This is a genomic window from Rhodoferax sp. RT4P68, from assembly GCF_056521305.1.
On the sequence record NZ_JBWMBB010000004.1, the window covers coordinates 90,966 to 114,601 of the forward strand.

The 23,636-nt window shown below is 69.1% G+C and carries 17 protein-coding genes and 3 tRNA genes; 8 read left to right on the top strand and 12 right to left on the bottom strand.

The window, feature by feature from the left end; genetic code table 11:
* Position 1: 1 nt before the first annotated feature.
* The 3 genes from treS to glgB are packed head-to-tail and all read right to left on the bottom strand — an operon-like array spanning position 2 to position 7,414.
* Positions 2-3,370, bottom strand: coding sequence for a maltose alpha-D-glucosyltransferase (gene treS, locus AC099J_RS09865; RefSeq protein WP_479615073.1), 3,369 nt, complete (start codon positions 3,368-3,370; stop codon positions 2-4).
* Positions 3,367-5,523 (bottom strand): alpha-1,4-glucan--maltose-1-phosphate maltosyltransferase, encoded by a 2,157-nt coding sequence (locus AC099J_RS09870; protein WP_479615074.1) that lies wholly within the window; start codon positions 5,521-5,523, stop codon positions 3,367-3,369. Before AC099J_RS09870 ends, treS begins: the two co-directional genes overlap by 4 nt.
* Entirely contained in the window at positions 5,507-7,414 is a 1,908-nt protein-coding gene (gene glgB, locus AC099J_RS09875; protein ID WP_479615075.1) for a 1,4-alpha-glucan branching protein GlgB, read from the bottom strand. The genes AC099J_RS09870 and glgB overlap by 17 nt, the downstream gene beginning before the upstream one ends.
* 223 nt (positions 7,415-7,637) lie before the next feature.
* Here glgB and AC099J_RS09880 point away from each other — a divergent pair, with 223 nt between their 5' ends.
* The 3 genes from AC099J_RS09880 (at position 7,638) to AC099J_RS09890 (ending at position 9,163) form a co-directional block, all read left to right on the top strand.
* Positions 7,638-7,853 carry a hypothetical protein gene (locus tag AC099J_RS09880; protein ID WP_479615076.1) on the top strand — a complete coding sequence of 72 codons (216 nt, stop codon included), beginning with the start codon at positions 7,638-7,640 and terminating at the stop codon, positions 7,851-7,853.
* Between the two features lie 123 nt (positions 7,854-7,976).
* Positions 7,977-8,564 carry a HupE/UreJ family protein gene (locus AC099J_RS09885; protein ID WP_479615077.1) on the top strand — a complete coding sequence of 196 codons (588 nt, stop codon included), beginning with the start codon at positions 7,977-7,979 and terminating at the stop codon, positions 8,562-8,564.
* A complete protein-coding gene (locus AC099J_RS09890; RefSeq protein ID WP_479615078.1) occupies positions 8,561-9,163 on the top strand; it encodes a HupE/UreJ family protein in 603 nt (200 codons plus the stop codon). The genes AC099J_RS09885 and AC099J_RS09890 overlap by 4 nt, the downstream gene beginning before the upstream one ends.
* A 57-nt stretch (positions 9,164-9,220) precedes the next feature.
* Here AC099J_RS09890 and AC099J_RS09895 read toward each other — a convergent pair whose 3' ends face one another.
* From AC099J_RS09895 to AC099J_RS09920, 6 genes are all read right to left on the bottom strand, one after another.
* On the bottom strand, positions 9,221-10,111 hold the full coding sequence (locus tag AC099J_RS09895) for an ion transporter (RefSeq protein WP_479615079.1): 891 nt from the start codon (positions 10,109-10,111) through the stop codon (positions 9,221-9,223).
* A gap of 82 nt (positions 10,112-10,193) precedes the next feature.
* Positions 10,194-12,767: a membrane-bound PQQ-dependent dehydrogenase, glucose/quinate/shikimate family gene (locus tag AC099J_RS09900; protein WP_479615080.1), complete on the bottom strand. Its 2,574-nt coding sequence runs from the start codon at positions 12,765-12,767 to the stop codon at positions 10,194-10,196.
* Between the two features lie 175 nt (positions 12,768-12,942).
* Positions 12,943-13,899, bottom strand: coding sequence for a HupE/UreJ family protein (locus AC099J_RS09905; RefSeq protein ID WP_479615081.1), 957 nt, complete (start codon positions 13,897-13,899; stop codon positions 12,943-12,945).
* Positions 13,896-14,756, bottom strand: a complete 861-nt coding sequence (locus AC099J_RS09910) for a peptidyl-prolyl cis-trans isomerase (protein ID WP_479615082.1) — start codon at positions 14,754-14,756, stop codon at positions 13,896-13,898. Before AC099J_RS09910 ends, AC099J_RS09905 begins: the two co-directional genes overlap by 4 nt.
* A 121-nt stretch (positions 14,757-14,877) precedes the next feature.
* Positions 14,878-17,103 carry a hypothetical protein gene (locus tag AC099J_RS09915; protein WP_479615083.1) on the bottom strand — a complete coding sequence of 742 codons (2,226 nt, stop codon included), beginning with the start codon at positions 17,101-17,103 and terminating at the stop codon, positions 14,878-14,880.
* 127 nt (positions 17,104-17,230) lie between these two features.
* Positions 17,231-17,677, bottom strand: a complete 447-nt coding sequence (locus tag AC099J_RS09920; protein WP_479615084.1) for a copper chaperone PCu(A)C domain-containing protein — start codon at positions 17,675-17,677, stop codon at positions 17,231-17,233.
* Between the two features lie 230 nt (positions 17,678-17,907).
* Here AC099J_RS09920 and AC099J_RS09925 point away from each other — a divergent pair, with 230 nt between their 5' ends.
* From AC099J_RS09925 to AC099J_RS09945, 5 genes are all read left to right on the top strand, one after another.
* The gene (locus AC099J_RS09925) at positions 17,908-18,498 is read left to right on the top strand and encodes a PEP-CTERM sorting domain-containing protein (protein WP_479615085.1); all 591 of its coding nucleotides are present in this window, start codon (positions 17,908-17,910) and stop codon (positions 18,496-18,498) included.
* A gap of 97 nt (positions 18,499-18,595) precedes the next feature.
* On the top strand, positions 18,596-19,219 hold the full coding sequence (locus AC099J_RS09930; protein WP_479615086.1) for a putative 2OG-Fe(II) oxygenase: 624 nt from the start codon (positions 18,596-18,598) through the stop codon (positions 19,217-19,219).
* A 26-nt stretch (positions 19,220-19,245) separates the two neighbouring features.
* The gene (locus tag AC099J_RS09935) at positions 19,246-22,044 is read left to right on the top strand and encodes a fused MFS/spermidine synthase (RefSeq protein WP_479615087.1); all 2,799 of its coding nucleotides are present in this window, start codon (positions 19,246-19,248) and stop codon (positions 22,042-22,044) included.
* 234 nt (positions 22,045-22,278) lie between these two features.
* Positions 22,279-22,548, top strand: a complete 270-nt coding sequence (locus tag AC099J_RS09940) for a hypothetical protein (RefSeq protein ID WP_479615088.1) — start codon at positions 22,279-22,281, stop codon at positions 22,546-22,548.
* An 11-nt stretch (positions 22,549-22,559) separates the two neighbouring features.
* Complete coding sequence (locus AC099J_RS09945) at positions 22,560-23,216, top strand: HAD-IA family hydrolase (protein ID WP_479615089.1); 657 nt, start codon at positions 22,560-22,562, stop codon at positions 23,214-23,216.
* 106 nt (positions 23,217-23,322) lie between these two features.
* On the opposite strand, the gene AC099J_RS09950 is transcribed toward AC099J_RS09945, so the two are convergent.
* The 3 genes from AC099J_RS09950 to AC099J_RS09960 all read right to left on the bottom strand — a co-directional run bounded on the left by AC099J_RS09950 (position 23,323) and on the right by AC099J_RS09960 (position 23,631).
* A tRNA-Asp gene (locus AC099J_RS09950) sits at positions 23,323-23,399 on the bottom strand.
* Between the two features lie 47 nt (positions 23,400-23,446).
* A tRNA-Glu gene (locus tag AC099J_RS09955) sits at positions 23,447-23,522 on the bottom strand.
* Positions 23,523-23,555: 33 nt separating this feature from the next.
* A tRNA-Ala gene (locus AC099J_RS09960) sits at positions 23,556-23,631 on the bottom strand.
* Between the last annotated feature and the right edge of the window lie 5 nt (positions 23,632-23,636).

Genomic DNA, 23,636 nt, shown 5'->3' on the forward strand with positions numbered 1-23,636 from the left:
TTCACTCCGTCAAGGGGGTGGGCGCCAGCAAGGCGAGGATGCCGGCCAGCGGGATGTGCACCCAGTCCGGCCGGTTGTCGATTTCATAGCGCAGCTCGTACAGCGCCTTCTGCAGTTCCAGCAGCGTCAGCAGGCTGAGCGCGTGGTCCGAGACGGCCAGGGAACTGCCAGCCACGGTGGCACGGTAGCTGCGCAGGAAGGTCTCGCGCGTGGCCACCGCCCACGCTTGCGCGGGGGCGGCCAGCGCGGTCTCTTCGTCGGGCGTGCGCGCGGCGTTGCGCAGCGCACTGGCCCGCGCGTAGTCGAACGAGCGCAGCATGCCGGCCACGTCGCGCAGCGGCGACTGCTTGGCGCGCCGTTCGCTGAAGCTGCGCCCCGGCTCACCTTCGAAGTCGACGATCGTGAAGTCGTTGCGCGTCACCAGCACCTGCCCCAGGTGGTAGTCGCCGTGGATGCGGGTCTTCACGCCCTCGCCCTCGGACAGGCCGGCCGCGTCGATGCGCTGGGACAGCGCGGTGCTGGAGGCCAGCACCGACTTGGCATCCTGCAGCGCCACGCCCGTGATCTTGGGCAGCGCGCCCTGCAGCTGGGTCAGCGTGGTCTGCAGCTCGCGCAGCGTCTGCTCGCGCAATGCCACGACGTCGGCCGCGCTCAGCGGCTCGGGGTCGAAAGCGGCGTTGCCGCTGCGCGTGGCCAGCGCCAGGTGCATCTCGGCCGTGCGCTGGCCCAGGGTCTGCATCAGCGCCAGGTGGCCGCCGTGCACGTCATCGGGCAGCGCCTCGCCGGTGGGGGTGTGCACCTCCTCCAGGTGGCGCTCCAGGTACCCCAGCGCGTAGACCCAGCCATCGCCCTGGTTGCTCACGTGGGCCTGCAGCAGGCACAGCGTGCGGGTGCTGCCATCGCGCGCCACGAACTCCACGGCGCCGGCAACCTGCGCGCACTGCGGGAAATGCGCCACCTCCGTCAGGAAGCGGCCGACCTCGAACTCGGGGTTCTCGCCCTGGCGAATGCGGCGGTAGCCCTTGAGGAACAGCCGGTCGTCCACCGAGACGATGGTGTTGCTGCTCTGCGCCTGCGGCCGCTCGATCGCCAGGGTGTCGACATCGCTGCCGGCCAACTCCTTGAACATGCGCGTGGGCGTGAAGCGGATGCTGCCGCCGCCCGCTGCCGGGATGGTGCGGCCCGCGCCGATGGCGGCGATCACCGCGTGGCAGAAGCGCTCGTCGGCGAACGCATCGGCCATGGTGCCGACTTCGGCCTGCTGGCGCACGCGCGCCACGGCGGCAGGGCCGAAGCTGCGGTAGCGCTCTTCCTCGCGGTCCTCCCACGCCAGTGCCAATGGCACGAAGTAGGTGGAATCGTCCGGGCCGTCCAGCTCGACCAGCGGCAGCAGCCAGGTGTCGGCGCCCTGCTCCCACATGGCATGCTCGGTCAGGCGCGCGCGCTGCACCGGTGTGCCCTTGCTGGCATACCAGCGCTGGGCCTGCAGGTGCGTGGGCAGCACTTCCTGCTCGAACTGCTGGCGCGTCTTGACGGCCATGCCGATGCGCCAGGGCACGACCTGGTCGCGGAACAGGCTGTTCCAACCGTCGAACAGCACCAGCACGGGGCGGTCTTCGGCCGGCAACATGTCCTGGTGCCAGCTGGGCGCGGCGACATCGGTCGCCAGGCGCAACCAGTAAAAGCCGTGCGCGGCAATGGTCATCAGGTAGGGCAGCTCGCCGATGGGCGGGAACGCGGTGCGGCCCAGCATCTCCACCGGCACGCGCCCTTTGAAGGTGGCCAGGTCCAGCTCGACCGGCTGCGCCGACCGGGCCAGGTTGACGACGCACAGGATCACGTCGTCGCCGTAGGTGCGCAGGTAGGCCAGGATCTTGCGATTGCCGGGCTTCAGAAACACGATGTCGCCGCGGCCGAACGCCTTGCTGGTCGAGCGCACGGCCAGCATGCGGCGCATCCAGTTCAAGAGCGACGCCGGCTCGCGCTGCTGCTGCTCGACGTTGAGCGCCTCGTAGCCATACACCGAATCCATGATCGGCGGCAGGTACAGGCGCTGCGGGTCGGCGCGCGAGAAGCCGGCGTTGCGGTCGGGGCTCCACTGCATCGGCGTGCGCACGCCGTTGCGGTCGCCCACGAACACGTTGTCGCCCATGCCGATCTCGTCGCCGTAGTAGACGATGGGCGAGCCGCGCATCGACAGCAGCATGCTGTTCATCAGCTTGATGCGGTCGTTGTCGTTCTCCATCAACGGTGCCAGCCGGCGGCGAATGCCCACGTTGATGCGCGCACGCGGGTCAGCCGCGTAGGTGCTGTACATGTAGTCGCGCTCTTTGCTGGTGACCATCTCCAGCGTCAGCTCGTCGTGGTTGCGCAGGAAAATCGCCCACTGGCAACCCTGCGGGATGTCCGGCGTCTGCTGCATGATTTCCGTCAGCGGGAAGCGGTCTTCCTGCGCGATGGACATGTACATGCGCGGCATCAGCGGGAAGTGGTAGGCCATGTGGCACTCGTCACCGTCGCCGAAATACTCTCGCACGTCCTCAGGCCACTGGTTGGCCTCGGCCAGCAGAAAGCGGTTGGGGTAGTTGGCGTCGACCGCCGCACGCAGCTGCTTCAGGATGGCGTGCGTCTCGGGCAGGTTCTCGTTGTTGGTGCCCTCGCGTTCGATCAGGTAGGGAATCGCGTCCAGCCGGAAGCCGTCCACCCCCAGATCGAGCCAGAAGCGCATGACCTCGAACACGGCCTCCAGCACCGCCGGGTTGTCGAAGTTCAGGTCGGGCTGGTGGCCGAAGAAGCGGTGCCAGAAATACGCCTTCGCCACCGGGTCGTACGTCCAGTTGGACGTCTCCGTGTCGGTGAAGATGATGCGCGTGCCCTTGTACTTGTCTTCGGTGTCGGTCCAGACGTAGAAGTCGCGCTCGGGCGAGCCGGGCGGCGCCTTGCGTGCGCGCTGGAACCAGGGGTGCTGGTCGGAGGTGTGGTTGATGACCAGCTCGGTGATGACCTTCAGGTCGCGCTTGTGCGCCTGCGCCAGCATCTCCTTGAAATCGTCCAGCGTGCCGTACTGCGGGTGCACGTCCATGTAGCCGGCGATGTCGTAGCCGTCGTCGCGCAGCGGCGAGGGGTAGAACGGCATCAGCCAGATGGTGTTGACGCCCAATTCCTTCACGTAATCCAGCTTGCTGGTCACGCCCTGGAAGTCGCCCACGCCATCGGCGTTGGAATCGACGAAGGCCTTGACGTTGAGCTGGTAGATGACCGCGTCCTGGTACCACAGGGCGGCATCGGTGGTCGGGGTCACGGCCCCCTGCTCGGCGTCTGCCAGGTGGGGGATGGCGTCATCGGCCACGGTGTGGACGGGGTTCTTCATGCGGCCTCGCTTTTCTTGATCGCCAGCACATGGGCCGGCATGTGCGAGGGCACCAGGCTCACGTAGTTGGCGCCGTCGTTCCAGGTGTAGGCCTGGCCGGTCAGCAGGTCTTCTGCCACGTAGTTGCCCACGCCGCCCACGTCCATCCAGCCGGCATCCACGTGCACCCAGCCGCTCTGCGTGAAGGTGGCGTCGATGTTGACCACGGTCAGCACTGCGTTCTCGCCGTTCGCATCGCGCTTGGCATAGGCGATGAGGTAGGGGTTGCTGGTGTCGAAGAAGCGCAGCTCGCGGTTGGACTGCAGCGCCGTGTAGGTGTTGCGGATGCGGTTCACGGTGGCGATCAGGCCGGCGATGCTGTCCTCGCGGTCGAGCGAGAGCTCGCCCCAGTGGCGGATCTGGTACTTCTCGGAATCCAGGTATTCCTCGCTGCCGGGCGTGCGCGGCGTGCCGTCCAGCAGTTCATACGTGGGGCCGTAGATGCCGTAGCTGGCCGACAGCGTGGCCGCCAGCACCAGCCGGATGATGAAGATCGACCGCGTGCCGTGGTGCAGATGCTCGTTCAGGATGTCCGGCGTGTTGGGCCAGGCGTTGGGCCGGAAGTAGTCGGCCCCAGGGCCGTGGGCCAGCTCGTTGAAGTACGCCATCAGCTCATGGCGGTCGTTGCGCCAGGTGAAGTAGGTGTAGCTTTGCGAATAGCCCAGCTTGGCCAGACGGTGCATGACCTTGGGCCGCGTGAAGGCTTCGGCCAGGAACAGCACGTCCGGGTGCTGGGCCTTGATCGCCGCGATCACCCATTCCCAGAACGCGAACGCCTTGGTGTGCGGGTTATCGACGCGAAAGATGCGCACGCCGACCTCGATCCAGTGGTCGAACACGCTCTTGAGCTCGGCCCACATCGCGCGCCAGTCGTCCGTCTCGAAGTCGAAGGGGTAGATGTCCTGGTACTTCTTGGGCGGGTTCTCGGCGTACTGCACGCTGCCGTCGGGCCGCTTGCGGAACCAGTCCGGATGCGCCTTGACGTAGGGGTGGTCGGGCGCGCACTGGAAGGCGATGTCCATCGCGATCTCCAGGCCCTGCGCGTTGGCGGCCTGCACCAGCGCACGGAAGTCGTCCAGCGTGCCCAGCGCCGGCAGCACATCCTTGTGGCCGCCCTCGTCGGCGCCGATGGCCCAGGGGCTGCCAACGTCGCCCGGCTCGGGCGTGAGCGAGTTGTTGCGGCCCTTGCGGCGCTGGCGGCCGATCGGGTGGATGGGCGGGAAATACAGCACGTCGAAGCCCATCGCCGCCACATAGGGCAGCCGGGCCTGCACGTCGGCAAAGGTGCCGTGGCGGCCCTCCTCCAGCGCGGCCGAGCGCGGGAACAGCTCGTACCAGGCGCTGAAGGCGGCGCGCACGCGGTCGACCTCCAGCGGCAGCCCGGCCTCGCCGCCGTAGCGCGTGGCCTGCCGGCGATCGGGGTACCGGTCGGCGATGGCGGCCAGGTCTTCGCTGAGCGCCATGGTCTTGATCGCCGAGATCTCGGCCAGCACCGTGTCCAGCGCGTCGATGGTGGTTTTGCCGACGGCCAGGGCGCGCTCGCGCAGCTCATGGGCCCAGCCGGCCAGGCTCTTGCGGTCTTCGTCCGTCGCACGCGCGGCAGCCGCGTCGGCCAGGTCGGCGCCGGCACGCGCGGCCAGCAGAATGTCGGCCGGGTCGACGCGGCGCGTCAGCTCGGTGCGCCACGACTGGAAATGGTCGACCCAGGCGCAGACGGTGTAGGCCCAGCGGCCCTGCGCGTCCGGCGTGAAGCTGGCACCCCACACGTCGTTGCCCAGCGGCAGCATCTCGGCTTCCTGCCAGTCCTGTGCGTCGGCTTGCCCAACACGGCGCCAGCACAGCCGTGCGCGCACCTGGTCATGGCCATCGGTGAACACATGGGCGGTGACGGCCAGCGCCTCACCGACCACGCGCTTGACGGCGAAGCGGCCGGCGTCGACCTGCGGCAGCACCGCGTCGATCACGGCGCGCACCTGGCCGTGCTCGGGCATCGGCATCATGGCCGGCGCTGCGGTGGCCGGGGCAGGGGCTGCGCCGGCGACTGCGGCTGCAGCCTTGGCAGTGGCGGCGCGCGAACCTTTTTTCTTGGAAGTGGTGTCAAGCGGCATGGGCATCGTTCTCCAGGCGAAAGTAAACAGTGGCAAGCGGGGGCAGCGTCAGCGACAGCGAGAAGGGCCGGCCGTGCACGCTCAGGTCATCGGCCTGCACACCACCAAGATTGCCGAGACCGGAGCCGCCGTAGTCGCGGCTGTCCGTGTTCAGCACTTCTCGCCAGTGGCCTGGGGCCGGCACGCCCAGCCGGTAGCCGTGCCGCGGCAGTGGGGTGAGGTTGCAGACCACCAGCAGCACCGGTTCATCCGGCCCGGCCTTGCGCAGAAAGGCGATGACGCTGGCGTCGGCGTCGTCACTGGCAATCCACTCGAAGCCCTCGGACGAGAAGTCGTAGCGGTGCAGTGCAGGCTGTCGTTGGTACAGGCCGTTCAGGTCGCCCACCAGCCGCGAGATGCCGGCGTGCATCGGCTCGCGTGATTGCGCCCAGTCAAGCTCGCCCTCGTGCGCCCATTCGCGCCGCTGGCCAAACTCGCCGCCCATGAACATCAGCTTCTTGCCGGGGTGCGCCCACAGGTAGCCGAACTGCGCCCGCAGGTTGGCAAACTTCTGCCATTCGTCGCCGGGCATGCGCGTGAGCAACGAGCCCTTGCCATACACGACCTCGTCATGCGAGAGCGGCAGCACGAAGCGCTCGTGGAAGGCATAGACCATGGAGAAGGTCAGCTGGCCCTGGTGGTAGCGCCGGTGCACCGGGTCCTGGCCGAAATACTCCAGCGTATCGTGCATCCAGCCCATGTTCCACTTCATCGAGAAGCCCAGGCCGCCGTCGGCCACGGCATGCGTGACGCCCGGCCAGGCGGTGGATTCCTCGGCGATGGTGAGCGCGCCCGGCACCTCGCGCGCCACGGCCTCATTCAGCACGCGCAGGAACTGCACGGCCTCCAGGTTCTCGCGGCCGCCGAAACGGTTGGGAATCCACTCGCCGGCCTTGCGGGCGTAGTCCAGGTACAGCATCGACGCCACGGCATCCACGCGCAGCCCGTCGAAGTGATAGGTGCGCAGCCAGAACAGCGCGGAGGACAGCAGGAAGCTGCGCACCTCGTCGCGCCCGTAGTTGAAGATGCTGGAACTCCATTCCGGATGGAAGCCCTGGCGCGCGTCGGCATGCTCGTACAGGTGCGTGCCGTCGAACAACTGCAGCCCGTGCGCATCGGTTGGAAAGTGCGAGGGCACCCAGTCCAGCAGCACGCCGATGCCCTGCTGGTGCAGGTGGTCGACGAAATACATCAGGTCCTGCGGGCTGCCGTAGCGTGCCGTGGGCGCGAAGTAGCCCGTGGTCTGGTAGCCCCAGGAGCCGTAGAACGGGTGCTCGGTCACCGGCATCAGCTCGACGTGCGTGAAGCCCAGGTTGCGCACGTGTTCAGCCAGCGCGTGGGCCAGGTCGCGCCAGCCCATGAACACGCCGTCCGGCCGGCGCCACGACCCGGGGTGCACCTCGTACACGGACATCGGCGCGGTGTCTGCATCGAATGTCGCGCGCTGCGCCATCCAGGCATCGTCCTGCCATGCGTAGTCCAGCGACCACAACCGCGAGCCGGTCGCCGGTGGCAGCTCGCTGACCAGCGCGTAGGGGTCGGCCTTGTCGGCCGTGAAGTGACCGCCCTGCCCGCTCACGCGGAATTTGTAGACGGCACCGTGGCGCGCTTGCGCGGCCTGGCCTTCCCAGATGCCGCTGCCATCGGGCCGCGGAGCGAGTCGGTCGGCTTGCGGGTCCCAGCCGTTCCAGTCGCCGATGACGCTGACGGCCTCGGCGTTGGGCGCCCAGACTGCAAAGCGCGCGCCCTGCTCGCGCCCACCAACGCTCGGCAGCAGGCGCCCGCCGAGCTTGGCCGCGAGCTGGGCATGCGTGCCTTCGCGAAAGAAATGAATGTCTTGTTCAGCGAGTTGGGTCATGCAGTTCGGTGCCGGTGAAGGCGGTGCCGGTTGCCAAAGCTCAACTCTGCCCAGGCAGCGCCGCCCTCACCAGCAGTCAGCTGCGTAGTCCGGTGTAGGCCAATGCCGCAATCGCGACCCAGTTGCAACCCACGGAAACGCGAAATCCACGGGCTCGACTTGCGCGGATTCCGCAACACGCGGTAGGCTCGACGCATCGAGAACTCAGGGGTCGGGAAACACCGTGGATGAGGTCGTCATCTTGGATTGGTCATTCATCTTCGTGCTGGTGATGCTGGCCATCCTCATCACGGGTTTGACGCTGCGGGCCCGCAAGCTGCGGCGGCGGCAGAAGTACGAGGAGCGCCGCGCCGCCAAGCGCGCGTTCAACGAGTGGCTCGCCAGCAGTTCGCAACCGCTGGAGCTGGAACGGCGCAAGAGCCCTCCACCGGAGGCCTGAGACAGCACCCCGGCCTGATGCCGGCCCGCAGTCAAGGCGCTGTCACGCACCGCCACTAAAGTCTGGCGCTTCGCCCCGCGCCTTTACGTCTGCCGCACCTGCGGCTGCACCTTCATTCGACCCATGCCCCAACTGCTGCGTGCCTTCGCCTGCCTGCTCGTGTGCGCCCAAGCCTGGCCCGCGCTGGCCCATTCCACCCACGACCTGGGCGGTGGCTTCATCGCCGGGTTCATGCATCCCATGCTCGGCCCGGACCACGTCATCGCGATGGTGGCCGTCGGGCTCTGGGGCGCGTTCCTGGGTGCCCCGGCGCTGTGGGTGCTGCCGGTGGTGTTCCCGCTGGTCATGGCACTGGGCGGCGCGCTCGGCGTGACGGGCGTGCCGCTTCCGGGCGTGGAGGTGGGCATTGCGCTGTCCGGCGTGCTGCTGGGCGCCATGGTGGCGTTCGCCGTGCGGCCCCCGCTGTGGCTGGCCGGCCTGCTGGTCGCGGTGTTCGCCGTGTTCCATGGCCACGCGCACGGCACCGAGCTGCCGCAGGCGGCCAACCCACTGGTCTACAGCCTGGGCTTCGTGGTGGCCACCGGCCTGCTGCACGTGGCCGGCATCGCCTTCGGTGCGCTGGCGCGTTCGCCGCGCGGCCGCATGGCGGTGCGCAGTGCGGGTGCGCTGATCGCGCTGGGCGGTCTGGTGTTCCTGCGGGGCGCCATGTGAGCGTGCTGCGCCTGGCGCGCTATGCCTGCCTGGCGGGTGTGCTGTGGCCCGGTGCCGTGCTGGCGCACGGCGAGATCAAAGGCGTCGGCGCGTTCTACAGCGGCGTGCTGCACCCCTTCATCAGCCCGGCGCATCTGCTGGCGCTGCTGGCGCTGGGCCTGCTGTTCGGCCAGCGCGGCGTGGTGGCCAGCCGCCACGCCATGGCGGCGCTGGTGGCCTTCACGGCAGCGGGACTGTGGCTCAGCCTGCGGCTGCAGGGGCTGCCCGAACCCGACCTGGCGTTGCTGGCGCTGGGCGCGCTCATCGGCATGAGTGTGGTGCTAGGCCGGCCCTGGCCGGCCTGGGCGCTGGTGCCGCTGGCGGCGCTGGTTGGCCTGGCGGTGGGCCTGGGCTCTGCGCCCGAGGGCATGGCGCCGGCACAGCGCAGCGCCGCGCTGATGGGCACGCTGGTCGGCGCCTCGCTGTGCACGGCCTGCCTGGCCGGGCTGGTGCACCACCTGCGTCACCCCTGGGCCCAGGTCGGCGTGCGCGTGGTCGGTTCGTGGCTCAGCGCCAGCGCGGTTCTCGTGCTGACGCTGGCGATCGCCCGGCCGGCTTGAGTTGCGCCAGCGGGCGCAGGCGCCCGCGCAGGGCGCATGCACCGTGCGGGGGTTGCGTCAGGCGCTCCCGGCGGCTTCGCGACGCCATGGGGGCAGGCTCGCGCCGCAGTCGCTGCAAAAGCGCGCGGCGGGTGCATGGCCTTCGCTGAGGCATTCGTGGCAGGTGCGCGTGGTGGGCACGCGCTGGTGCCGCTGCAGCGTGAATTCTGCGCTGACGATGCCGGTGGGCACGGCGAGCGTGCCCCAGCCCAGCAGCATCATGACGGAGGCGATGACGCGCCCGAGGTCGGTGTGCGGCGTGATGTCGCCGAAGCCGACCGTGGTCATGGTGGTGATCGCCCAGTAGATGCCGACGGGGATGCTGGTGAAGCCGTGCGCCGGGCCCTCGGCAACATACATCAGCGTGCCCATGATCACCACCACGAGCATCACGAACGACATGAAGACCATGATCTTGCGTCGCGACGCCGCCAGCGCCTGGCCCAGCGCGCCGTACTCGGCCACGTATTCGGTGAGCTTGAGAATCCGGAAGATGCGCAGCAGCCGCAGTACGCGCACATCGATCAGGGCATACAGCCCAGGCACCAGGATGGCCAGGTAGGTCGGCAGCAGCGCGAGCAGATCGATGATGCCGAAGGCGCTGCGCGCATAGCGCGCCGGCCGGCGCACACAAGCCAGCCGGGCGATGTATTCGGCCGTGAACGCTGCCGTGAAGAACCACTCCAGCACGCGGAAGAGCTCACCGTAGCGCGCATGCATGGAGGCCATGCTGTCCATCATCACCACGGCCACGCTGGCCAGGATCAGGGCGATGAGGACCAGATCGAACAGCCGACCGGCGCGCGTGTCGGCCTCGAAAATGACCGTGTACAGCTGCAGGCGAAAGCCGTGATCGGGGCGGCCGAAGGCGGCGTCCGCGGGTGGGGGGCGTGGAGCGGTCTGCGGCATGGCCGGCATCTTATAAGCAGGCCATCGCAAGCCTCACGCGCGCAGCAGTCCCGGCGGGGGGCAGCGCGCACGCAAGCCAGCGTCAGCGTCGGGGCAAGGCGTAGGCGATGACGGAATCGCCTGGCGTGGTGCCGAGCGACCCATGCCCGCCGGCCACCACCAGCAGGTACTGGCGCCCATCGTTGCCGGTGTAGGTCATCGGTGTGGCCTGGCCGCCCGCCGGCAGCCGGTGTTCCCAGAGCTGCTCCCCACTGGTCACGTCGTAGGCCCGCACGAAGTCGTCGACCGAGCCCGACAGAAACGCGACGCCACCGGCCGTGACGATGGGGCCACCGAGATTGGGCACGCCCATGCGGATGGGCAGGGGCACTGGCGACAGATCGCGCACCGTGCCGTTGCGGTGCTGCCAGACGATCTTGCCGGTGGTCAGGTCCGCGCCGGCCACGTAGCCCCACGGTGGCGCGCTGCATGGAACGCCCAGCGGTGACAGGAACGGCGCGAGCTTGACGGCAAACGGCGCGCCGAAGTTCTCGTTGAGTGCCGGCAGCGCGCCCGGCGGCTTGCCGTCAGGCTGCACCATCAGCGTGGTGTCGTCCGGCCGTGGCACCAAGGTTGAGACGAACGGCAAATAGGTCGGCGTGGTGAAGGCGATCTGGCGCCCTGGGTCGACGGCCACACCACCCCAGTTGAAGACCCCGAAATTGCCGGGGTGGATGATCGAGCCCTGGACGGACGGCGGGGTGTACCGCCCTTCATACCGCAGCCGTTTGAACGCGATGCGGCAGGCCAGCTGGTCGAACATGGTCACGCCCCACATGCTGCGTTCACGCAGCACCGGCGGGTCGAACGAGATGGCCGCCCTGGGCTGCGTGGCGGCGGTGCGGTCGCCCTGCGCGGCGCCCTGCGGCGCGGGGGTTTCTTCCTGGGGACGCAGCTGGGTGCCGGTACGCCGGTCCAGCACGAACAACTCGCCCTGCTTGGTCGGTTGCACGAGTGCCGGGACCACGGTGCCGTCGATGTTCAGATCGACCAGCGACGGTTGCGCCGGAACGTCGTAGTCCCACAGATCGTGGTGCACGGTCTGGTAGACCCAGCGCACCTGCCCCGTCGCCAGGTCGAGCGCCACCACCGACGATGAATACTTCTCCACCGCCGCGCTGCGGTTGCCGCCCCACTGGTCGGGCGGCTGGTTGCCCATGGGCACGTAGACCATGCCCAGCTGCTCGTCGACGCTGGAGATGGACCAGCTGTTGGGCGAGTTGACCGTGTAACGCGCATCGGCCGCGATGGGCGAGGTGGTGTCGGGGTTGCCTGAATCCCAGTTCCAGACGAGCGCGCCGGTCTCGATGTCGAACGCGCGGATGACGCCCGATTGCTCGTGTGTGGAAACGTTGTCCAACACCGTGCCGCCGACGATGACCAGCCGCGCCGTGACGACGACCGGCGAGGTCGAGTAGTAGGCGCCCGGCCGGTGATTGGGCATGTTGGCCCAGAGGTCGATCTGGCCTTTGCCTGCGCCGAACGACGTGCACGGCACCCCCCGATCCAGGTCGAGCGCGAGCAGGCGCCCATCGGCGGTGGGCATGAACAGCTTGCCACTCGCGCACGTGGCGCCCGGCGGCGATGCGGCTTCGGCGGTAACGGGGGCTGGCGCGGGCGCGGGCGCGACAGGGGCGACCGCCGGGGCCTGCGCCGCGGGGACAGGCGCGGGCGCCTGCACCGCGGTGGCCACCGCAGCCACCGCTGCCGCCGCAGCCGGTGGCTGGTAGGACAGGCCACGGCACGTCAGGTGCTGCAGCGCCAGATCCCGGCTGACCTGGGGGTCGTAGCGCCAGATTTCCTGACCGGTCGTCGCATCGAGTGCCATGACGGTCTGGTGCGGATTGCACAGGTACAGGCGGTTGCCGATCTTCAGCGGCGTCACCTGGTAGGTGGTCTCGACCGGGTCTCCTGGCTGGCCGCGCAGATCGCCGGTGCGCACATGCCAGGCCACCTGCAGATCCTTCACATTGGCGGGGGTGATCTCGGCCAGCGGCGAGTAGCGTTGGCCGAAGCCCGTACGTCCGTAGGCATGCCATTCGCCCGGCGGCACGCCGCGGACGGCAGCATCCTGGTTCACGAGCCTGCCCTGCGCGGGAGGCAGCGCCCCTTCGATCGAATGCACATCACGCACCAACGTGACGCACGCAATCAAGACGAAGCAGACCATCGACACACCCAGGACCATGCCACTGCCGGAACGCCACGACGGCGTGCGGCGCACCGCAACCGGGGGCGGCGCGCCTGTCGTTGAGGTCGCTGCGGGCACCCGGGCCAGGCCGCCGTCCAGTCGGCGCATGGTCCAGGGCAGGATCATCCACAGGCCCAGAAGGAACAGCACGCCCATGCGCGCGGCCAGTGGCCACCAGTCCAGGCCAGTCTCCCAAATGGACCAGACCAGGGAGCCTGCAAACAATGCCACGAATGGCCACAGCGCCCAGGACGAGCGCCGGTGCACCAAGGAGCCGGTCAGCACGAGCAGCAGCCCGGCGATGGCGTAGTACGCACTGCCGCCCAGGAACATCAACCACGCGCCCGCAGCCAACAGCACCAGGCCCATCAGGGCCAGCACGGCCCCGGTAATCGTCGTGTACAGGCTTCGCGTCGGTGTGGCCATCGTCGTTCCTTTCGATCGACCATCATCGACACGGAGAGCGCGTGCGCCTGTAGGCAATCGTCCTCAATGCGAGGTGGTCAACCGCCCGCGCAGGCACGGCGCCGACGCCGCGCGCGTGGAGCGAATGCCGCGCATGTCGCACTTCCGTCGCGCCCATGTCGGGCACACGCCCCACTCAGGTCAGGATCGCCCAGACCCTGCCACTGGCCCAATACATCGCCACCGCGCCGATGCCGTACAGCGCCGGCGTGCGCGCCAGCGCAAAGCTGGGCCAGGGTGCCAGCGTCTTGCACACCGCCCACGCCACCAGCACTGCCGCCAGCTGGCCGATCTCCACGCCGAGGTTGAAGGTCAGCAGCGCCATCGGCAAATGGTTCTCGGGCATGCCGATCTGCTTCAGCGCACCGGCAAAACCGAGGCCGTGCACCAGGCCGAACAGGAATGCCACCAGCGCCGGCCAGCGGCGCGACAGGGTGGCCTGCCGGTGCAGCGCCTCGCCGGCCACCAGCATGATGGACAGCGCGATGGTCGCCTCCACCGGCGGCGGCCGCAGCGCCAGCACGCCGAACGCGCTCAGCGCCAGTGTGATGCTGTGCGCCGCGGTGAACGCGGTGATGGTCCACACCAGCCGGCGGTTGAAGCCGACCAGGAACAGCAGGCTCACGACGAACAGCAGGTGGTCGGTGCCGGTCAGGATGTGCTCGATGCCGAGCACGGTGTAGGCCGAGGCGATGTCGGCGGCGCCGCGCTGGTCGTCGGCCGTGCCGAACAGGTTGACCGTAGGCTGCGCCGACGTGAGCGTGTAGATGCGCACCTGCGCATCGAGCCAGCGGATTTTCACGATCACCGCCGAGTAGCCCTTGCCCACGCCTTCGACCTGCAGCACACCTTGCAGACCGCCCGGGCCGCACTGCAGCAGCTGCGCATCGGCGCGGCATCCGGCCGGCCACAGCGGGTTCAGGTCGCGCTTGGTCGCGCGCTCGCGCGCTGTCCATTGCCAGGTGAACGCGCCGCGCGAGGTCTCGCGCAGTTCCAGCTCGGCGATGCTCAGCTCATGTGCCGATGCGGTGCCGGCAACCAGCAGCATCAGCAACGAGGCGATCAGGCACCGCACGCGCAGGGGCCAGCTCACTTGGCCTCCGCTTCGATCCGCACGGTGTACTTCTCGGCCAGCGTGCGCACGGCAGCGGTGCGCTGGTCGGCCATGACGACATCGGTCCAATCCTGCAGCACGACACCGCGCAGCACCTCGAAGTCTGCGGGCTTGGGCGGCGTGCGCGCTTGCAGCTGCATCACGCGCCAGCCGTCCTTGGTGGACAGTGCCAGCCACTGCCCCGGCGTGGCGGCTTCCAGAGCCGTGGCAAACGCTGCGCCGTAAGTCTGCACCAGGTTGCCGTGCGGGCGGCCCTTGAACACGCGCAGCCCGGCGCCGACCTCGCCCGGCACGCCGGTGTTCAGCCGCGCGGCCAACTCGCGCGCCGCGGGCTCGCCCATGTCGCCGGACAGCACCGCCTCGCGAAAGTCAAAGCGCGCCGGCTCGTCGTACTTGTCGCGGCGCTGCTCGAACCACGCGCGCAGCAGCGCATCGTCGAAGGGCGGCAACTTGTTGTCGGCCTCCAGCACGCTCAGCGCCTTGAAGATCACGCGCGCGCGGATGGCGTCGTCACCGCGATCGACCTGCATCGCCAGGCCCTCGCGGTAGAGCACCTCGTTGTCGAGCCAGGCGCGGCGCAGGGCCGCGAACTCGTCTGCGTTCGGCTCGCGGCCGCGCGAGGCCTTGAACAGGTCACGCGCCTCGTCGTCGACGTCCTGCGTCACCACGATGGTGCGCGGGTCGTCGCTGCGGCCGACGATCACGTGGTCGACCGCGAACAGCAAGCCGCCCAGCAGGACGAAATGCAAAAGGGGTTCGCGCCACCAGCGCGGGCGGTGGGCATCGGCGCCCGGTGCAGCGGTCTCTTGGGTGGGATGCGGTGGGGTCGAAGGCATGGCAGATGTACGGGTTCGGGTGCGGGCGGCCGGGGCCACCCGCCAATGGAAAAAGCGCCACGCGGCCAGTGCCGCGCGGCGCTCGGGGCGACAAGCGCAGCAGCGCCTGCGCCAGGCCGTCTTACTTGACGCCGGCTACCTGGGTCGCGCCAGCCACTTCGATGAAGACCGGGTTGCTGTAGAACGACAGATCGGCCCAGGCCGCGACGTCGTAGGCCACGTACTTCTGGCCGTTGACCGTGGGCAGGTGCGCCGGGCAGCCGTCGATCGCCGCGCCGCTGTAGGTGCCGCCGTTGGCCGGCACGTTGATGCCCGCCACCATACAGGCGATGGTCAGCTTGCTGGTATCGCTGGCATTCGTGTAGATGTCGGCCAGCGGGTTGCCGTTGGCGTCGGTCTCGTAGGGCACGCCGGGTGGCAGGTTGGAGCCACGCAGGCGCAGGTACTGCGAGGCATTGCCCGCCGCGATGCGGAAGGTCATGGCCTTGTAGGCGCCACCGTCACCCACAGACGCCCAGGTCGCATCGTTGAAGGTGCGCACCACGGCGGCCGAGGTGTTCTTGGCCGCAGCCGGCACGTTGGCCATGGACGGGTTCAGCAACCAGTCGTTGGGCCATTGGCCGGCGTAGTTGGTGGTGCCGGGCTGGCGGTAGCCACTGACCAGACCGCGGATCACGTCGACCTGCGCCAGCACCGGTGCATTCAGCGGCTGGTTGATGCCGACCTGCGCGAGCGACGGGTTGTTGAACGTGTAGGGCGAGTAGTTGGTGCCCGTGGGGTCGCGCACGACGATGGCGACGACGATCTCGGCGCCGGGGCGCACCTTCAGCTTCTCGCCCATGGTGGCGCAGCCGGCCACGTCGGTGTCGGTGTTGCCCTGCGCCGCGCGCAACGCCAGCGCCTGGACCGCTGCATTGCTGCGCGCTGCCGGGCCTGCGTAGGAAGCGCAGGCGACGAACGCCAGGCGGTCGATCAGCTGGCCGGTGGCCACGAAGCTGTTGCCGCTGCGGATGCCGTCCACGATGGTCTGCGGGCGCAGCTTGGTGTCGTCACCCTTGCGCACCATGACGAAGTCGCGCTGGTACTCGCCGGGGTAGAAGTCCTGCGTCGAGCGGCGGTCGTCCGGGCCGAACATGCCGCGGTTGTGCCAGTCCGAGCTGCCGAAGAACCACCAGTTGCGGCCTTCGCCGAGCAGCGCATCCCACACGCCGCCGATCTGCGCCGCGTAGATGCCGGTGCCGCCGTAGGTGGTGCCGCCGACCGAGTCGACACGCACGCCGCCGATGGTGTTGCGGCTGGGCGAATACTCGCCGCGGTTGTCCGATGCGCCATGGCCCGGCTGCGACTCGAAGCCGATCGCCACGGTGGGCGCGGCGTTGTTGAAGTTGCGCAGGTGCTCGACGTTGAAGCCGTTGTTGCCGTCCGGGTTGAATGGGCCGGCGCGCTCCAGGTGGGCGGGCACGTAGTAGCTCTGTTGCGGGTGGTTCGCCGCCAACCACTTCATGCCTTCGAGCGACTTGGCGTGGCCGCGGTCGCCAACGCCGGCGCCGGCTGCGGGGATCAGCTTTTGCGCCTCCACGTTCCAGCTCGGGTCGGAACTATTCAGGCTGCCGGGAACCGCGCAGCTCCAGTTGTTGCCGACGCTGCCGCCGGACACGGTGTTGCCACGGCTGCGGTCGGTGTCGTTGCGGTCGAAGCAGTATTCCCACCAGGCCATGGCCGTGGCGTTGCCCAGCGGCGTGTAGCCCGGGGTGGTCGGCAGCCGCGCGCTGTCGAGCGCGACGGGCATCTGACCCGTGATGACCGCAGCGGAGACGTGCTCGTGGCCCGGCGCAACCGATTCCACGCCAATGAACATCGGCTTGTTCAGGTAGGCGGCCAGGTACTCGAGCACCGGGTATTGAAATTCCTGAATGGCCTGCCAGCGCCACATGTTCTGGTTGGGAGGCGTGCCCGACACCGTGCCCTTGGGCTGCACCGGCGGGTTGGTGTTTTGCCAGCGGGTAGTGGGGCCCTGCACCTCGCCGGTCTGCGAGACCACCAGCGGGTAGGCGGGTGTCGCCAGGCTGGCATCTTCGGCCAGCGTGCAGTTGCGGTTGCCGCTGCCGCCGTGGCCGGCCTGGACGAACCAGTCGAGCCCCCAGGGCGTGTCGGCCTTGTCGGTCGACTTCTTCACCAGCTTCTGCATCGAGGTCGAACCGTCCGAGCAGGTGGTGTGGTTGTGGAAGTCGCCGGTGACATAGGTACCTGCTGGCTTGGCTGCGTGCGCAGCCGGTGCCAGGGCCATGGTGGCCAGGACCGCGACGGCGGCCAGCGCAACCGGGTTCCGCGTGAATGCATGCTTCATAAGATTCCTTGTGTGGCTTTCAGATTGCCTGGACTCCGCCGTCGTGGCGCGATGCCTTCGTTCGGAGCAGCGGCAGGACCGCAGGCGATGCTAGGGATGGGTCGTGACCCGGGCGTGACGAGACGTGTCACATGAACCGCTGGTAGTCGACGTTCAGGTTGGCCTGCACCACGCCGCCATGCTCGAAGGTCAGCACCATGGGGTAGGCGCGCCCGACCTCCAGCGGAAACTGCAGGCCGGTGAGCTGGAGGTAGGTGCCGTGTTCGCTGAGCTGGGTTTCCACGCCCTGCGCAATCGCGAAATCGACCTCCGGGCGCGCCAACGGGCCACCGATTTCGGCGCCCTCGGCCACCATCGTGCGCACGGCGATCAGCCGGTCGCTGCGGGTCACCTCGTCGAATTTCATCGAGACCACGACCGAGGTGGCGCCAGGCCGGGTGGCGCGGCACCACGGGTGCGTGATGCGCAGGTTGTCGGCGAAATACTCGCAGGCGCGCGCCGACGGCAGGGCCAGCGCGGCGCCGAGCGCCAGGCCGGCGCGCAGCGCGGCACGCCGGTGAATCAGTGGATGCATGGCAAGTCTTTCGTGGATGCGGTGGAGCTTGAGCGTAGGCACCGCGCGTGAACGTGCGATGACGCAAACCACACCGGCCGGCCCCACGCTGCACGCGGTGCGCACCCGTCACGGCGGTGTCTTGATCGCCGCCTAGAGTGCAGTCGCGTCTGCTTCTGGCCGACAGCGGTGGCCTCGCGATGCCGCCTCTCAACCCCACCCCGACAGCCCGATTCCCTGGAGGTCTTCCCATGCAGTTTCTTCCCGCCGCCGCCCTGGCCCTGTTCGTCGCGGCACCGGCCATGGCCGCGCCCATCGTCATCGATTTCGAGACTGCGCCCAACTACGACTCGATCGCCAGCCACTACGCTTCGAGCGGCGTGGTCTTCGGTGGCGATGCGCTGGGCCTGCAGAACGACGACCTGGGTCCGTACTTCTCGAATGCACCGTCGCCCCTGGGCGTGATGTTCACGGTCGGCACCGATTCGGCGATGAATGTCGCGACAGGTTTCAAAGACCTGTTCAGCTTCTCGTACGCGTCCGTGGGCGCCGCCACGGGCGCCGTCAGCCTGTGGAGCGGGCTGGACGGCACCGGCTCGCTGCTGGCCGCATTCGACCTGCTGGGCAATGCGCAGGCCGGCTGCAGCGACACGCCCGCGTGCAACTTCGACAGCATCTCGAGCAGCTTTGCCGGTGTTGCGTACTCGGCCACCTTCAACGGCGACTCGTCGATCCTGTTCGACGACATCGCGTTCAATGCCGTGCCCGAGCCGGCCAGCATGCTGCTGGTCTCGCTGGGCCTGGCCGGCCTGGCCGCCGCGTCGCGCCGCCGCCGCAAGTAATCACCCCGCACCCGTTGCAGACAGGCGGCGCCCATGGTGCCGCCTGTCGGCGTTGGGGCTTCCCTCCTTCACAAGAGCTTCGAGAGAGACCGGCACGATGCACGAGATCATCGGACTGTTCGCCACGCCCTTCATGCGCGTGCCGGCGGCGCTGGACGCCGCGCTGGTCACCGGCCTGGTCCGCCATTTCAGCGCTGAGGCGGGCATCGGCAACAACGCGTCGAGCCAGCTGTCGCACACGGCGATGCTGCAGCCGGCCGACAGCCCCCTGCTGGTCGAAGCCGCCCAGCGCATCACGCCGCATCTGGTGGCGTTCGGCGAGCAGATGTTCGGCGAGCGGCTGGGCTGGTCGCTCAAGGAGATGTGGGTCAACCTGCTGGACACTGGCGGCCGCCAGGCCATGCACAACCATGCCAACAGCTTCATCTCCGGCGTCATTTACCTGACGCCCACGCACCCCGACGCGCGCACCGTGTTCATGAAATCGCCGGGCGGCCACGACTTCGCGTTCAAGAACGACCACGCCGGCGTCACCACCACGCCCTACAGCGCCGACAAGTGGATCAGCCCGCAGCCACAGCCGGGTGACCTGGTGCTGTTCCCCAGCTACCTGATGCACGCGGTGCCGACCAACCCGGGCGAGCGCCGCATCACCATGGCGCTGAACGCGATCCCGACGCAGCTCGATTCCTGGGGCTACAAGGTCTCGTTCGGCGGATGAGTGCCGTGCCGGGCCAAGGCACCTCCGTGAGCGCAGCGCCGCAGCGCCCGTGGCACGCCGATGCGCAGGCCGACGGTGCACCGGTGCGCCCTGCTGCCGTGCTGGCGTTGATGCTGGCCTCCGGCTTCGCCGGGCTGGGCTACCAGATCGTCTGGACGCAGCAGAGCGCGCTCTGGCTGGGCCATGAGACGGCCGGCGTGCTGGCGGTGGTCACGGCCTTCTTCGGTGGCCTGGGCGCCGGCGCCCTGCTGCTCGGGCGCCGTGTCGCTGCGAGCGCCCTGCCCGGCCGCTGGTACGCCGGCTGTGAACTGCTGATCGGCCTGTGGAGCCTGGTGCTGGCTGCCGCCATGGCACCGATCGGCCAGGCGCTGCTGCACTTCATCGGCGCCCAGCCTTCGGCTGCCTGGCAGTGGACGGTGGCATTCGGCGGCAGCTTGCTTTTGCTGCTGCCGGCCACTGCGGCGATGGGCGCCACGCTGCCGGCCATGGAGCGCGCGCTGTCGCGGCACTGGCGGCGCGGGCCGATCGCCGCGCTGTACGCCGGCAACACGTTCGGCGCGGTGATGGGTGTGCTGGCCAGCGCGTTCTGGCTGGTGCCGGCATACGGCCTGGCGCGGACGGCGCTGGTCTGCGCCGCGCTGAACCTGCTGTGCGCGGCGGCGGCACTGTGGCTGTTCGACCGGCCGGCGGGCGCTGAGGCTGCGCCTGCCGACGCTGGGGAGCCTGTCGCCGCTGTCGCCGCTGTCGCCGCTGTCGCCGCCGTCACCCATGTCGCGCCTGACGCCTCTGGCGGCTCTGACGCCTCTGGCGGCTCTGACGCCTCTAGCGGCTCTGGGGAGACTGGGGACTCTGGGGACCCTGGCCGCACCGTGGTGCCAGCTGCGCGTGGCGCGCCGGCGCCTCGCCTGCTGCCGCTGCTGGCGGCCACCGGTTTGCTGGGCATCGGCTACGAGGTGCTGGTGGTGCGGGTGCTGAGCCAGGTGGCCGAGAACACGGTCTACACCTTCGCGCTGCTGCTGGCCGTCTACCTGGTCGGCAGCGCCGCTGGCGCGGCCTACTACGACCGCCGGCTGGCCAGCCGCGTCGATGCCGCCCCGGGTGGGCGACTCGGCGCGCAGCTGCTGACACTGCTGGCGCTGGCCTGCACGGCCGGCACCGCCAGCCTGTATGGCGCGCAAGCGCTGAAGACACAGGCGCAGGAGCTGTTGGGCGCCGGCATGGCAGCGGCGCTGGGCGCCGAGGCGGCGCTCGCGCTCGTCGCCTTCCTGCCCGCCACGCTGTTGATGGGCGCGCTGTTCAGTCACCTGGCGACGCAGGCGCGCATGGCCGGCATCGGTTTCGGCCTGGCACTGGGCATCAACACGCTCGGCGCAGCGCTCGCGCCGCTGTTGTTCGGGCTGTTGCTGCTGCCCGCGTTCGGCGCCAAGGCCGCGCTGCTGGGCCTGGCTGCCGGCTATCTGCTGCTGCATTGCTGGGTCGGGCGACCACGCGCGATCGTTCTGCCGGCGTGCGTCGGCGCGGGCCTGCTCGCGCTGGCGCTGCTGGCCCCACCGCTGGCCTTCGTCAGCGTGCCGCAGGGCGGCCGGCTGTTGAGCTACCGCGAAGGCGCCATGGCGGCGGTGAGCGTTGTCGAAGAGGCCGATGGCACACGCCGGCTGCGCATCAACAACCGCCAGCAGGAGGGCAGCAACGCGGCCTGGTCGGCCGACGCGCGGCAGGCGCTGCTGCCGCTGCTGCTGCATCCGGCGCCGCAGCGGGCGCTGTTTCTGGGCCTGGGCACCGGCACCACGGCGGCCGCGGCGACGCTGGACCCGGCGCTGCAGGTGCAGGCCGTCGAACTGCTGCCCGAAGTGGTCGAGGCCGCAGCCTGGTTCACGCCGCTGGAGCGGGATGCCGGCGCGCGGCTGCACGTCGTCACGGCCGACGCACGGCGCTTCGTGCGTGCCACGCCCGGGCACTACGACCTGATCATCTCGGACAACTTCCATCCGGCGCGCAGCGGCTCGGCCGCGCTGTACACCGTGGAGCACTTCGAAGCGGTGCGCGCGCGCCTGGCCTCGGGCGGGCTGTTCTGCCAATGGTTGCCGCTGCACCAGCTCGACCTGCCGACCGTGCGCAGCATCGTGCGCGCGTTCGCCACGGCCTTCCCCGGCGGCGGCGCGGTGCTGGCGACGCACAGCCTGGACACACCGGTGCTCGGTCTGGTCGGCCATGCCGATGGCGGGCGCTTCGATGCGGCGCAACTGCGCGCACGCATGGCCATCGCCAGCCAGTGGCCGCAGCCCCCGGCGGCGCTGGGCCTGCACGATGAACTGGCGGTGCTCGGCGCGCTGGTCGGCGGGCCGCAGGCCCTGCAGCGGCTGGCCGGCGACGCGGTGGTCAACACCGACGACCACCCGGTCGTGGCGTATCTCGCGCCCAGGGCCACCTACGCGCCGGCAGCACCACCGCGCGCACTGTTGGCGACGCTGCTGGCCGAGCTGTCGGTCGGTCCGCAGGAACTCGTGGATGCCGAGCCGGCCACCGGCGCGCGCCTGGCCGCTTACCGGGACGCGCGCACCCGCTTCCTGATGGCCGGGCGCGATGTGCAGCCCAGCCACGACGTGCGCCAGATGCTGGCGCAGGTGCAGCAGCCGCTGCTCGACGTGCTGCGCACCAGCGCGGATTTCCGACCGGCCTACGATCCCCTGGTGCAGATGGCGGTCGCACTGGCGCGCGAAGATGCGCCTGCTGCACGGGCGCTGTTGGCCGAACTGGTGCGGCTGCAGCCGGCCCGCCCGGAGGCCGGGGACGCGCTGCGGCGACTGTCTGGCGCTATGCGCTGAGGGGTCGCGGGCTGGAAGTTTCGACGGCCTGCGGGCTAACGGCTAGAGGGGCTGAGCGCCCTACCGACCTGGCGTTGAAGCCGCCATCCGGCAACTGACACGGAGCAACGCAAGCCGGGCCGGCGCAAGATCCCTGCCCACGAGGGCCACTACAAGGTGTAAAAGCTCGCATGAACGCCGACCGTTCGGCCCGAAGGCCTTCAGCACCGCAGCCCCACAGAACGGAGGTTTTTTATGTTCGGCATCGAGGCTCACACCATCACCAAGCGCCACGGCACCGCCGCTGGCGCGCTGCCGGGCTTCAAGGGCTCAGCTTCGAGGTGCCGGATCCGCGCGATCCAGCAGCGCCTCGAATTGGCCGTGGCCTACGTGGCCTATGACCGCAGCGAAGTGCCGACCGTGTCCGACCAGACCATCGTGATGGACCGCGGCGCGATCGTGCACCGCGGCGCGCCCGAAGACCTGTACAGCCGGCCGCAGACGCTGGTGCCGCCCATCGCATGAGAGGCACAACCGTGCACGCTGGTCTGGATGTGGTGTTCGACCTTGGCGCGGTGCTGCTCCACTGGGAACCCGCGCTGCTGGTGCAGCAGCACTTTCCGCAGCACGCGCCCGACGCACAGGCGGGGGCCGCACTGGCGCGTGCGTTGTTCGGGCATGCGGACTGGCATGGCTTCGATGGCGGCCTGCACCGCATCGAGGACGTCATCGCGCGTTCGGCGGCACGGCTGGAGTTGCCGGTAGACGCCGTGCACGCGCTGGTCATGCCGCTGGGCGAACACCTGGAGCCGATTGCCGAAACGATCGCGCTATTGCGCCGGTTGTGCGAACGCCGTGATGCGCGCGCGTTAGGTGGGCCGCCGCTGCGGCTGTTCTACCTGTCCAACATGCCGGAGCCCTACGCGCGCGTGCTGCAGCGTCAGCATGAATTCTTCGCGTGGTTCGATGGCGGCATCTTCTCCGGCGACGTACAGCTGGCCAAGCCGCAGCCCGAGATCTTCCAGTTGCTGGCAACGCGGCATGGGCTGAAGCCGGCGCACACGCTGTTCATCGACGACGCGCTGGTGAACGTGCAGGCCGCGCAGGCGCTGGGTTGGCATGCGATTCACTGCACGGCGCCCAACGAGCTGGCGCCGCAGGTGCTGGCGTGGCTGGATAAGCCGTGCTCTTGAGGAGGCCGCAGGTGGCAGGGTGGCCTTGTCAGGACCATCCGCTTCGGAATCGATCGCGCAAAGAAAAACGGGCTGCGGCATTTCTGCTGCAACCCATTGATTTCACTGGCGGAGTGGACGGGACTCGAACCCGCGACCCCCGGCGTGACAGGCCGGTATTCTAACCAACTGAACTACCACTCCTGGTAGGTAGCTTCAACCGTCTTGCGACGATCCAAGCGCTACGAACTTGGCGACCCTACGGGGATTCGAACCCCGGTACCTACCGTGAAAGGGTAGTGTCCTAGGCCTCTAGACGATAGGGTCAAAACCTTGGAACTTCCGACTCGATGCTTCACTTGGTGGAGGTAAGCGGGATCGAACCGCTGACCTCTTGCATGCCATGCAAGCGCTCTCCCAGCTGAGCTATACCCCCTTGCG